This is a genomic window from Cellulomonas pasadenensis (genome assembly GCF_047229365.1).
In the GTDB taxonomy this organism is placed as follows: domain Bacteria; phylum Actinomycetota; class Actinomycetes; order Actinomycetales; family Cellulomonadaceae; genus Cellulomonas.
Genome location: NZ_JBFTEP010000124.1, coordinates 1 through 10,654, shown reverse-complemented (window position 1 = coordinate 10,654; position 10,654 = coordinate 1). Strand labels below are relative to the sequence as shown.

Annotated in this window: 10 protein-coding genes; 7 read left to right on the top strand and 3 right to left on the bottom strand. The window is 72.3% G+C overall.

Annotation, left to right across the window (positions count from 1 at the left end; translation table 11 throughout):
* The 6 genes from AB6N23_RS14865 to AB6N23_RS14840 all read left to right on the top strand — a co-directional run.
* Positions 1–1,243: penicillin-binding transpeptidase domain-containing protein (locus AB6N23_RS14865; RefSeq protein ID WP_412866788.1), on the top strand; the 1,243-nt coding region annotated here is incomplete at its 5' end.
* Positions 1,244–1,430: 187 nt separating this feature from the next.
* The gene (gene rpsF / locus AB6N23_RS14860; protein ID WP_378200593.1) at positions 1,431–1,724 is read left to right on the top strand and encodes a 30S ribosomal protein S6; all 294 of its coding nucleotides are present in this window, start codon (positions 1,431–1,433) and stop codon (positions 1,722–1,724) included.
* A 96-nt stretch (positions 1,725–1,820) separates the two neighbouring features.
* Positions 1,821–2,360, top strand: a complete 540-nt coding sequence (locus AB6N23_RS14855) for a single-stranded DNA-binding protein (protein WP_412866787.1) — start codon at positions 1,821–1,823, stop codon at positions 2,358–2,360.
* 77 nt (positions 2,361–2,437) lie between these two features.
* A complete protein-coding gene (rpsR, locus tag AB6N23_RS14850) occupies positions 2,438–2,674 on the top strand; it encodes a 30S ribosomal protein S18 (protein WP_378200587.1) in 237 nt (78 codons plus the stop codon).
* Between the two features lie 14 nt (positions 2,675–2,688).
* Complete coding sequence (gene rplI / locus AB6N23_RS14845) at positions 2,689–3,138, top strand: 50S ribosomal protein L9 (RefSeq protein WP_378200584.1); 450 nt, start codon at positions 2,689–2,691, stop codon at positions 3,136–3,138.
* A gap of 205 nt (positions 3,139–3,343) precedes the next feature.
* Entirely contained in the window at positions 3,344–3,805 is a 462-nt protein-coding gene (locus AB6N23_RS14840) for a hypothetical protein (protein ID WP_412866786.1), read from the top strand.
* Between the two features lie 116 nt (positions 3,806–3,921).
* Here AB6N23_RS14840 and AB6N23_RS14835 read toward each other — a convergent pair whose 3' ends face one another.
* Entirely contained in the window at positions 3,922–5,313 is a 1,392-nt protein-coding gene (locus AB6N23_RS14835) for an MATE family efflux transporter (protein ID WP_412866785.1), read from the bottom strand.
* 332 nt (positions 5,314–5,645) lie between these two features.
* Here AB6N23_RS14835 and dnaB point away from each other — a divergent pair, with 332 nt between their 5' ends.
* Positions 5,646–9,251 (top strand): replicative DNA helicase, encoded by a 3,606-nt coding sequence (gene dnaB / locus AB6N23_RS14830; protein WP_412866784.1) that lies wholly within the window; start codon positions 5,646–5,648, stop codon positions 9,249–9,251.
* A gap of 61 nt (positions 9,252–9,312) precedes the next feature.
* Here dnaB and AB6N23_RS14825 read toward each other — a convergent pair whose 3' ends face one another.
* Together AB6N23_RS14825 and AB6N23_RS14820 are read right to left on the bottom strand one after the other, a co-directional pair.
* Complete coding sequence (locus AB6N23_RS14825; protein WP_412866783.1) at positions 9,313–9,954, bottom strand: hypothetical protein; 642 nt, start codon at positions 9,952–9,954, stop codon at positions 9,313–9,315.
* A gap of 113 nt (positions 9,955–10,067) precedes the next feature.
* Positions 10,068–10,654 (bottom strand): hypothetical protein (locus AB6N23_RS14820; RefSeq protein ID WP_412866782.1); only part of this gene is annotated, 587 nt, incomplete at its 5' end.

Genomic DNA, 10,654 nt, shown 5'->3' with positions numbered 1-10,654 from the left:
CGGGCCGGACTACCTCGCGGACTCCCGCAACACCGCCACGTTCGACCTCATCCAGGCCGGCTCGACGTTCAAGCCGTTCACGCTCGTCGCCGGGCTCGAGAAGGGCATCGGCCTCGGGACGGCGTACGACGGCCGGTCGCCGCAGCGCTTCGACGCGTGGGGCGGCGGCGAGGTCGACGTCCGCAACTTCGGCAACCAGGACTTCGGGCGCATCGACCTGGCCGCGGCCACCGCCGACTCGGTGAACACGGTCTACGCGCAGCTCAACCTCGAGGTCGGGCCGCAGTCGACGGCCGAGGTCGCGAAGAAGGCCGGCATCACGACCGAGCCGACGCTCGAGCCGTCCAACGTGCTCGGCGCCGACGCGGTGCACCCGCTCGACATGGCGGGCGCGTACGCGACGTTCGCCGCGCAGGGCGTGCACCGCGCGCCGCACATCGTGCAGACGGTCCTCAACACGGACGACTCCGTCGCCTACACGCCGGACACCACCGGCGACCAGGCGTTCCGGCCCGAGGTGATGGCCGACGCGACCTACGCGATGACGCAGGTCGTCGAGCGCGGGTCGGCGGAGCGCAACGTGAAGCCGCTCGGCCGCCCGATCGCCGGCAAGACCGGCACGTCCTCGGAGAACAAGTCGGCGTGGTTCGTCGGCTACGTGCCGCAGCTCGCGACCGCCGTCTCGCTGTCGCAGCTCGCCGACGACGACAAGTCGCTCGTCACCATCACGCCGTGGGGCGGCGTCCGCGAGGTCACCGGCGGGTCGTACCCGTCGGCCCTGTGGGCGTCCTACATGGAGAAGGTGTTCGCGCAGCCCGAGTACACCGAGGTCCAGGAGTTCCCGGCCCGTGCGAACGTGGGCCGCAAGCCCACGGCGACGGCCACGGCGACGCCGACGGAGACCGCCGCGCCGGAGCCGACCGAGGAGGCGCCGACCGAGGTCCAGGTGCCCGGCGGGCTCGTGGGGCGCACCGAGGCGGACGCCAGCGGCGCCGTGCTCGCGGCGAACCTGGTGCCCAGCGTGACGTCCGAGCGGTCGACGAGCGTCCCGGCGGGGCGCGTCATCCGCGCGGAGCCGGGCGAGGGCGCGACCGTCGGGGTGGGGTCCACCGTGACGATCGTCGTCTCGAGCGGCCCGCCGCCGCAGCCGACGCCCCAGCCCACGCAGACGCAGCAGCCCCAGCCCCAGCCGACGGAGACCGCCGGCGCGGGGCAGCCGGCCCCGGGCGGCCAGGGCGGCTGACCCCGGCCGCCGGGGCGTGACGCAGGCGTGGTAGGTCCTGCGTCCACGACCCGGTAGGCTGGGCCGCTGCCGTCCGTCACGGACGGTTCCGCGCGCCCCCACCCCGACCTCGGGGCAGGGGCACGCAGACGCACGAGACCCTCCTGTCACGGACCGACCGTGACCGCGAAGACCAGAGGAGGTGGGTATGAGCCTGCGTCAGTACGAGATCATGATCATCCTCGACCCCGAGATCGAGGAGCGCACCGTCGCCCCGTCGCTCGACAAGTACCTGACGGTCGTCAAGACCGAGGGTGGCACCGTCGACAAGGTGGACGTGTGGGGCCGTCGTCGCCTCGCGTACGACATCAAGAAGAAGGCCGAGGGCATCTACGCCGTCGTCGACTTCACCGCGTCGCCCGCGACCGCCAAGGAGCTCGACCGCCAGCTCGGCCTCAACGAGGTCGTCCTGCGCACCAAGGTCCTGCGCCGCGAGGTCTGAGCCCCGCGTGTGGGTGCCCGGCGCTAACGTCCGGGCAGCACCCCACCCGTGCGGCACAGCCGCAGTCGATCCGTCGGAACGAGCGAGGAGGCCGCCATGGCCGGTGAGACCACCATCACGGTGATCGGGAACCTGACCGGGGACCCGGAGCTGCGCTTCACCCCGTCCGGGGCCGCGGTCGCGAACTTCACCGTCGCGTCCACCCCGCGCACGTTCGACCGCCAGAGCAACGAGTGGAAGGACGGCGAGACGCTGTTCCTCCGCTGCTCGATCTGGCGGGAGGCGGCCGAGTCCGTCGCCGAGTCCCTCACCAAAGGCACCCGCGTCATCGTGACGGGGCGCCTCACCCAGCGGTCCTACGAGACCCGCGAGGGCGAGAAGCGCACCGTCTACGAGCTGCAGGTCGACGAGGTCGGCCCGTCGCTGCGCTACGCCACGGCCAAGGTCACCCGGACCCAGCGGTCCGGCGGTGGCGGCGGCTTCGGTGGCGGTGGCGGCGGTGGGTTCGGCGGCGGCAGTGGCGGCGGCGGTTACGGGGGCGGCCAGTCGTCCTCCGCCGGCCAGGCCGACGACCCGTGGGCGACGCCCGCGGGTGGGTCGTCCGGCGGCGGCTACTCGGACGAGCCCCCGTTCTGATCGGCACTCGCACCCCCTGAAGACTCACATCCCCGAGCACGGCAACGCTCGGGGCTCCACAGACAAGGAGCACCACGATGGCCAAGCCCGTCGTCCGCAAGCCCAAGAAGAAGCAGAACCCCCTGAAGGCCGCCAAGATCGACACGGTCGACTACAAGGACACGGCTCTGCTCCGCAAGTTCATCTCCGACCGCGGCAAGATCCGCGCCCGTCGCGTCACCGGCGTGTCGGTCCAGGAGCAGCGCGCGATCGCGCGTGCCGTCAAGAACGCCCGCGAGATGGCCCTGCTGCCGTACTCGTCGTCGGCGCGCTGAGGAAGGGGAGACTCATGGCGAAGATCATCCTGACCCACGAGGTCACCGGTCTCGGTGCCCCCGGCGACGTCGTCGAGGTGAAGGACGGGTACGCCCGTAACTACCTCGTCCCGCGCAACCTGGCCACGCCGTGGACCAAGGGTGCCGAGAAGGACGTCGCCGCGATCCGCAAGGCCCGCAAGGCCCGCGAGATCGCGTCGCTCGACGACGCCAAGGCCGTCCGGGACTCGCTGCAGGCGAACCCCGTCACGGTGACGGCGAAGTCCGGCGAGTCCGGCCGCCTGTTCGGCGCGGTCACGACCGCGGAGATCGCCGAGGCCATCAAGGCCGCCGGCGCCCCCGCCGTCGACAAGCGCAAGATCGAGGTCTCGCAGGCGATCAAGTCGCTCGGCGAGTACAAGGTGCAGGTCCGCCTGCACCCCGAGGTCGCCGCGACGGTGACCGTCCGGGTCGTCGGCGCCTGATCAGCAGCACCTGACCTCCTCGAGGTCGCACGAGGCCCCGTCCCGGTCCGTCCGGGGCGGGGCCTCGTCGTTCCCGGCGGCGTCTCCGTCCCGAGGGGGAGGGTGCGGATCGGCCGCGGGACGGTGCCGCACCGGTGCTCGCCGGGCCTGACCTCGCGCCAGGGCCGCGTGCACGACGGCCCACCGGACGAGGACGGAGCACCCGATGAGCGAGCAGGACCGGCCGGCGCCCCAGGCCGGCGCGGAGGCCGAGAGCGCGGCGCCCGAGAGCGCGGAGCTCGACGGCCCGGCCGAGGAGAAGCAGAAGAAGGTCGCGCAGGGCGCGGCGTTCCTGCCCGTCGGCATCGTGTTCTTCACGGTGGGCGTGACGCAGCTCGATGACGGTGTCGGTCTGCCGTTCCTCGTGATCGGCCTCGTCTTCCTCGGGATGAGCATCGGGTGGATGTCGCAGGCGCAGGCGTCGGGCGACGGCGCCGACGGGGCTGCACGCCGCCGGCGGGGCGGTGCGCGCGGGGACGGCGGCGGCACGTACGGCGGCGACGCGGGAACGGGCGCCGGAGGGCACGGCCGCGGTGACGGGCACGACAGTGCGGGTGACGGCGGCCACGGGGGCGGGAGCGACGGCGGCGGGGGCGGCGACGGCGGTGGTGGCGGCGGAGGCGACTGACGCCGTCGCGACGGTCGCCGCACCTGCGCGCGTGGCTGACGGACCCCGGACCTCCGGCCGCCGCGCACGTCCCCTCACACGACTCGTCCTGCGGGACGTGGCGTCGACCGATCGACTCAGACCCCCGTCACCATCCACGCCGTGCCGCGGGCGCGCCAGCCGGTCGTCATCGCGCGGGCGCCCATGAAGAGCACCGCGAACGCCGCCCACAGCCACGCGAGCGCGGCGGCGACGGGCGGCGCCCACGCGTGCACGGCGAGTGCGGCGGGCACGTAGGCGACGAGGGTGGCGACGCCCGCCCACGCCAGGAAGGGCCCGTCACCGGCGCCGATGAGGACGCCGTCGAGCACGAACACCCAGCCGGCCAGCGGGAGCGCCACGGCGGCGACGACGAGGCCGGCGACGGCCGCCCGGCGCACGTCCGGGTCGGCGGTGAACAGGCGGACGTAGGCGGGGGCGAGCGCGCCGACGAGGACGCCGAGCACCGCGCCCGCGGCGACGCCCCACTGCAGCGTGCGACGCAGGACGGCCCGCGTGCGCGGGACGTCGGCGGCGCCGAGCGCGTGGCCGACGAGCGCCTGCGCGGCGATGGCGAGGGCGTCGAGGGCGAACGCGGTGAGCCCCCAGACGGCGTTGACGACCTGGTGACCCGCGAGGGCGGTGGCGCCGAGGCCGGTCGCGACCCAGACGGTGAGCAGGATCGCGAGGCGCAGCGTCGCGGTGCGCACGAGCAGCGGGACGCCCGCGCGCGCGTTGGCGAGGATGCCGCCGGCCGCGGGACGCAGCTCCGCGCCGACGCGCCGGGCGCCGCGGACGACGACGACCACGAGCGCGACGGCCATCCCCAGCTGCGCGACCGCCGTGCCGAGACCCGAGCCGGCGATGCCCATGCCCGCGCCGTACACGAGCACGACGTTGAGGACCGCGTTGGCGACGGCGCCCGACGCGGCGACGACGAGCGGCGTGCGGGTGTCCTGCAGCCCGCGCAGCGCGCCGGTCGCGGCGAGGACGAGGAGCATCCCCGGCAGGCCGGGGGTGGACCACCGCAGGTACGCCACGGCCTGCTCCGCGACGCCGCCGTCGGCGCCGAGCGCCGCGACGAGCCACGGTGCGAGCAGCCACGCCGCGGCCGCCAGCAGGGCGCCGAGGCCCGCACCGAGCCAGAGCCCGTCGACGCCCGTCTGCATGGCCCCGCGCGCGTCGCCGGCGCCGAGCCGGCGGGCGACCGCCGCCGTCGTCGCGTAGGCCAGGAAGACGCACAGGCCGACGAGCGTCACGAGGACCGTGGACGCGAGGGCGAGGCCCGCGAGGGCGTCCGTGCCGAGGTGACCGACGACCGCGGAGTCGACGAGGACGAACAGCGGCTCGGCGACGAGCGCGCCGAGGGCGGGGACGGCGAGGGCGACGATCTGCCGGTCGACGCCGGGGGAGCGCGGCGCGCGACCGGGCGACGCGGGCAGGTCGTCGGGCGCCGGAGAGGGCGGCGGGGCGTCCGGGTGCCGGGTCATGCGTCCGCCAGGTGGACCTCAGGCGAACGGATGTGGTTCCACAGCACGTGCACAGCGTAAGTGCCGGTGAACAGGGGGTCGGGGCACTGTGATCTGCGTTGTCCACAGCTTCGTCCCCATCCTGTGCACACAGGCGTCCTCACGTCGTCCACAGGCTGTCCACCGGTGTGTGCACACACTCGTTTGGGGCTGCCCACGGCGGCGCCTACTCTCCGCAGGACAGGTGCGGACCGTCGCGCCCGCGGAGCTCGGCTCCCGGCAGCGGTCACTGTCAGCGGCTCCGTGTAGAACAGGCGTTCGACCGGGTGGGACGAGCGAAGAGTGGGTGACAGGTGACCATCGAGGACCTCGAGTTCGGCGCGCCGCCGGCGGAGAGCGGCAGCAGGGGCGGCGGCTTCGACCGCACGCCGCCGCAGGACCTCGACGCGGAGCGGTCGGTGCTCGGCGGCATGATGATCAGCAAGGACGCGATCGCCGACGTCATCGAGCAGGTCCGCGGCACCGACTTCTACCGGCCGGCGCACGAGGTCATCTACGACGCGATCATCGACCTGTACGGCCGCGGCGAGCCGGCGGACGCCATCACCGTCTCCGACGAGCTGACCAAGCGCGGCGAGATCGCCCGCATCGGCGGCGCGCCGTACCTGCACACCCTCATCGCCGGCGTGCCGACGGCCGCGAACGCCGGCTACTACGCGCGGATCGTGCGCGAGCGCTCGATCCTGCGCAAGCTCGTCGAGGCGGGCACGCGCATCGTCCAGCTCGGCTACGCGACCGACGGCGGCGACGTCGACGAGCTCGTCAACAACGCGCAGGCCGAGGTCTACGCCGTCACCGAGCGGCGCGCGTCGGAGGACTACCTGCCGCTGTCGGAGATCATCGGCGGCACGGTCGACGAGATCGAGGCGGCCGGCCACCGCGGCGAGGGCATGATCGGCGTGCCGACGGGGTTCGCGGACCTCGACCGGCTGACGAACGGCCTGCACCCGGGGCAGATGATCGTCATCGCCGCGCGCCCGGCCATCGGCAAGGCCCTCGCGCTCGACACGCCACTGCCGACCCCCACGGGGTGGACGACGATGGGGGAGGTCCAGGCCGGCGACGCGCTTCTCGCCGCCGACGGCACCGTCACGCGCGTCGTCGCCGCCACCGAGGTCATGGTCGACCGGCCCTGCTACCGCCTGACCTTCGACGACGGGTCGACGATCGTCGCCGACGCGCAGCACCAGTGGTTCACGCGGACGCGGGCGGAGCGGCGGGTGGGCGCCGACGGACAGGTGCGCACCACCGAGGAGCTGGCTGCGACGGTGCGGTGCGCGACGGCGGACGCGCGAGCCAACCACTCCGTCCCGACGGCCGACGCGCTGCGCCTGCCCGAGCGGGACCTGCTCGTCGACCCGTACCTGCTGGGCGTGTGGCTCGGCGACGGGCACTCCGCGGCGGCGCGGTTCACCAGCGCCGATCCGGAGATCGCGATGCGGATCGAGGGGCGGGGCTACGAGGTCCGCGCCAGCGGCCGCGAGGGCCGGGCCGACCTCTACACCGTCCGGCTCCCGCAGCAGGAGACCGCGCCTCGCGCGTGCGAGGTCTGCGGCATCGAGTTCGTCCCCGCCCGCTCGCAGGTGCGGACGTGCGGTCGGTCGTGCGGCGGCAAGGTGAAGACGCTGTCCGGTCCGGTGCCGGCCCCGACGTGCCCCGACTGCGGGGTCGAGACGACGGGCCTGGTGCGGTGCCAGGACTGCCACGACCGGCTCGGCACGGTGCAGGGGCGGCTGCGGACCATCGGGGTGCTGGGTCGCAAGCACATCCCCGCGGAGTACCTGCGGGCGAGAGAGGCGCAGCGGCGCGACCTGCTCGCGGGTCTGCTGGATACCGACGGGACGGTGAACCCGACCGGCTCGGTGCAGTTCGCCGTCACCGACGAGCGGCTGGCGCGCGACGTGCGCGAGCTCGTGCACTCGCTGGGGTACCGCACGGGCTGGTCCGAGAAGCCGGTCCGTGGCCGGTCGGCAGCGTCGTCGACGTGCTTCACGATCACGTTCACGACCGACGACGACGTGTTCGGGCTGGAGCGCAAGAAGCTCGTCCACAAGGAGCGCCGCCGCCGTGCGACGCCGCGCCTGCACCAGCGGTACGTCGTCGCGGTCGAGGCCATCGACTCGGTGCCGGTGCGCTGCGTCCAGATCTCGCACCCGTCGCACCTGTACCTGGCCGGCGAGGCGATGATCCCGACGCACAACTCGACGGTCGGCATCGACATCGTCCGGTCGGCGGCCATCAAGCACAACATGGCGGCCGTCGTGTTCTCGCTCGAGATGAGCCGCAACGAGATCACGATGCGTCTGCTCTCGGCCGAGGCGCGCGTGCACCTGCAGAAGCTGCGCACGGGCGCGATGGGCGAGGAGGACTGGGCGAAGATCGCGGCGACCATGGGCCGCGTCTCCGAGGCCCCGCTGTTCATCGACGACTCGCCGAACATGTCGCTGATGGAGATCCGCGCCAAGTGCCGGCGCCTGAAGCAGCGGCACGACCTCAAGCTCGTCGTCATCGACTACCTCCAGCTCATGACGTCCGGCAAGCGTGTCGAGTCGCGCCAGCAGGAGGTCTCGGAGTTCTCGCGTGCGCTGAAGCTGCTCGCCAAGGAGCTCGAGGTCCCCGTCATCGCGATCTCGCAGCTGAACCGTGGCCCCGAGCAGCGCACGGACAAGCGGCCGGCGATGAGCGACCTGCGTGAGTCGGGCTGCCTCACCGAGGACACGCGCGTCCTGCGCGCCGACACCGGCGCTGAGATCACGCTCGGCGAGATGTTCGCGCTGGGGCACAAGGACGTCCCGATCTGGGCGCTGGACGACCGGCTGCAGTACGTGCGACGGCACCTCACGCACGTCTTCCCCACCGGGGTGAAGCCGGTGTATCGGCTCCGGCTCGCCTCCGGCAAGGAGGTGACCGCCACGGCAAACCACCCGTTCCTCACCTATGAGGGCTGGACGGCGCTGGGTGAGCTCGAGGTCGGGTCGCGTGTGGGTGTCCCGCGACACGTGCCCGGGCCCGAGCGGAGCGTGGAGTGGGACGACCGCGACGTGACGATGCTGGCGCGCATGATCGCCGGACGCACTGCACCCGGGGCGACGGTCTGGGACGACGAGGTGTGGGAACAGCTGGGTGAGACGCTTCCGGCCTCCGTCTTCCACCTCCCGAAGCAGCAGATCGCGCTGTTCGTGCGGACCCTGCTGACGAACAACGGACGTGTCGTGCTCGACGGTGCGACCGGTCGGGTGTCCCTGCCCGCCACGGGTCGCCGTGTCCTCGACGGGGTGAGCCGGCTGCTGCTGCGGTTCGGTATCTCGACCCGGGTCAGTGCGTCGACGGACGGGATGGTGCTGGACGTCCTCGAGAAGGACGACCTGCGCCGGCTCCTCCAGGAGATCGGTGTCGACGGCCGTCAGGCCGGCTCCGCGGCCGAGCTGCTGCGACGGGTGCGGGTGCGCGACGTCGGTGCATCGGCTGAGCCAGTGGCTCTGTGGGACCAGGTTCGTACGGTCCTGACGGCCGCTGCCGCGCGCGTCGTGAACGACGGACGCGCGCCGCTGGCCCAGGTGGTCGACGTGCTGGACCGCGCGGACCTGCAGGTCGACGCCGTCAACGACCTGCTCTGGGACGAGGTCGTCGCGATCGAGCCGATGGGCGCGCAGCAGGTCTTCGACGCGACGGTGGTCGGCACCCACAACTTCATCGCCAACGGCATCGCTGTCCACAACAGCATCGAGCAGGACGCCGACATGGTGATCCTGCTGCACCGCGAGGACGCCTACGAGAAGGAGTCGCCGCGCGCCGGCGAGGCCGACCTCATCGTCGCCAAGCACCGTAACGGCCCGACAGACACGATCACCGTCGCGTTCCAGGGTCACTACTCGCGCTTCGTCGACATGCAGATGTAGGACCTCATTCCGCTGTTTGTTGTCGAGATGCAAGATAGTTTGAGAATCGGCCCCGGGTACTTTATGTACGACTGGCGGTCACCAGCCCTGCCGGGCACGTCCATGCTGAGGGGCTTGCCGGTGGGCTCGGCTGGTGGAACCCGCCGTAGCGGAGCAGCGACCGGATCCGAGCACGGAACTCGATGACGTCTGTGAGTTGCAGCTCTACGCGAGCGCCCGCAGTCCATCGGGCCGAACCGGCCGTCGTGAGCCGAGCCTCAGCCCTCGCGTCGACAAGGTGGGCCGCGTGGGCGTACGCGTTCCTGGCAACGGCAACCTCGACTGCTCCTGCAAGGCCCCCGTGGACTTGAGCCCAGCTCTGGCCGTTCGCCGCTAGCAGCGCCTGACCCCAGTCTTCGATCCCTCCAGCTGCCCTCTGGTCGCGCCCGAGCCGGTCGCAGGCGGCGGCTTCGGCAACGGCATAGCTCTGGATCAGCACTGCCGCGTGAAGAGTCGTGAGGGTCCCCAACGAGTCAAGGTGTTCGTCCAGGCGAACTACGTACTCGCCTTTTTCGGCGGGCACGTGGAGCCGGGTATCCGCTGCGCGGTCCAGTTCGAGTGACTCCCACAGCAGTCGTTCGCGGGCGAGCGCGATCTGCGTGCTGTTCAGGAAGCGGGTGATGCGCTTCCACTCCGCCCAGAGAGTGTGGGACGACAAGGTCATGCGCGGAGCGTGGCACATCCGCGCGCGCCACGACCGACCTCTTCCTTCCGTCCACTGTCCTCGCACCGGACGGCCGATCGCCAGGCCCGTGACCGGGGGTGCTGCGGTCTGTCCTAGCGGACATCACCAACCTGGCGACGGTCCCAACCCGGCGGGAACTCGTCGCTCATGAACTCCCACTGGCCGAGCTCGTAGCCGAGCTGGACCAGGATGACGGCAGCGTCCGTCGCTCGCTCTGCCAGCGGGTCGGTGCCGCTCAGCGGCTCGACGGCAGCGGCGGTCGCTGCCAGGAACTGGTGCGACATGAAGGCCACGTCTGGATCGAAGCCGGCTAGCGCGAACTCCAGCGCTGGTCCATCGACCGCGTACGGTCGATGTTGTCGGGTCAGCTTCCGACCACGGCGCGCGGCCTCCATGGCGAGCGTCTGCAGGGTGGTCTCGTCCGACTGGGCGTAGGCCCGCCCTCCCAGGTCTCGCGCGATCCCATTCAGGTTCTTGCGATCCCAAGTCGAGTCCGTGCGCGCGTAAGCCAGGTGCCGGAGCATCTCGGCGGCGACGTAGCGCACCCACGGCTGCTCGGCCTCAAACTCCGGGTCTTCGCGCGCGTCGTGCCAGGCGTCGTAGGTGTCTCGCCCCGGGTCTGACGGAGGCTCTCGTTCCTGGGAAGGATGAGGGTCATGGCTGCACCGAGGAAGTACCC